Source organism: Streptomyces sp. NPDC054841 (genome assembly GCF_053611045.1).
Window position 1 is genome coordinate 1 of sequence record NZ_JBSGZO010000889.1, and the last position, 1,485, is coordinate 1,485.

Annotated in this window: 2 protein-coding genes; both read left to right on the forward strand. The window is 68.0% G+C overall.

Annotation, left to right across the window (positions count from 1 at the left end; all coding sequences use genetic code 11):
* Window positions 1-24 precede the first annotated feature (24 nt).
* The gene (locus tag ACWGI8_RS44205) at window positions 25-480 is read left to right on the forward strand and encodes a hypothetical protein (protein ID WP_453669260.1); all 456 of its coding nucleotides are present in this window, start codon (window positions 25-27) and stop codon (window positions 478-480) included.
* A gap of 306 nt (window positions 481-786) precedes the next feature.
* A complete protein-coding gene (locus ACWGI8_RS44210) occupies window positions 787-1,443 on the forward strand; it encodes a hypothetical protein (protein WP_453669262.1) in 657 nt (218 codons plus the stop codon).
* The last annotated feature ends 42 nt before the right edge of the window (window positions 1,444-1,485 follow it).

Sequence of the window (1,485 nt, forward strand, 5' to 3'; positions counted from 1 at the left end):
GCCCTCAGCTCAAGGAGCATCAGCATGCGTATCGCACGATCACGAATGACACGAAAGCTGGCGGTGGCCGTCGCTGCCGCCGGCCTGCTGGCCGGCGGCGCGGTCGCCTCCACGGAGGCCTTCACGACCAACCCGGCCACCCACACGGCTGCTGTCACAGCTACCGACACGGTCGCCGTCGCGGCGGCGGAGCACTCACAGAAGCAGTCCAAGATCATTGGCACGTTCGAGGTGTGGGACACGTGCCCGTACCTCGTGACCTCGGACGGCAAGCACTACTACCTGCCGGGCTACACGATCGGCGGCAACGGCGCCCTGTACAAGAAGTCGACCGGCGGCTTCATCGCCCATCGCGGCTGGAAGATCCAGGCCAACGGAACCAAGTACTACAAGCCCCTCGGCCGCCGCACCACGATCTGCACGACTTGGGGCGACCAGTGGCGCATCAAGGCGAAGTCGATCTACGCCCTCGATCACTGAGCCAAGCGGCAACCGGGGGTCTTCGCCGCTGCGAGGACCCCGAGGCCGCCGCACCCGGCCTGTCGCCACCCGGGGGCAGACGCTGTCCGCCATTGCCCGCCACTCGCCCCACCCGGCACGCACTCGCCCATCGACCGGACCACCCAGACCGCGCCCCTCGTCGACGGCGCATCCGGGTCCGCCGCGTCTTCCCTCGCCATCTGCCGGTACCGACGACCGGGGCGAGCGACCGTCCACACGGCCCGTCCCGGGGCGCCAGGCCCCTGGGCCGTTACACCATCCACTCATGCTCGAAGGAGCAACCGTATGTCTGTCGTCAAGACCTGCAGGGCCCGGCCGCTGGTCATCGCCGCGCTCGTCGCCGGCCTGGTCGCCGGCGCCGTCACTGTCACCTCCACCACCGACGTATTCACCACCGCATCCGCCCCGGCCTCGGCCGCCGCCGACCGCGTCGCCCTGGCCGGTGCGAACGACCGGCCCAAGGGCAGGGACAGGGGGTGCGAGTCCGTCGACCGCATCACGCCCTTCCTGATCCGCGAGGGCTGGGACAGCACTCCCGAGAAGGTGATGTGGCGCAACGGCGCCTCCACCCAGCAGCAGCACCAGTACGCCTGGACCAAGACCTTCACCGCCCGCGGCATGCTCACCGGCAGCCTGGAGTACACGCCCGCCGCACAGAAGAAGGCGAAGGCGGCCATCAACAAGAAGAACAAGCAGAGCAATGCCACTCGTATGCTGGGCTTCGAGTTGGAGCTGTCCGCCTCCGTCGGCAAAACCGAGACCCTCACCTACAACATCCCCGCCCGCAGCGCGTTCATCGCCAAGCGGGGTATCTGGAAGCAGACCTGGGGCGTCAATCGCTACCAGCGGTGGTCCAACTGCCAGGAACGCTGGAGCCATGTCGGCAACTTCACCGGAGTCGGAGAGATGAACTACACCTCCTCCAAGAAGCTCTTCCGCTGAACCATCCGGCGAGCAGCGCGACCTGCCGGGGGTGTGCTCGGG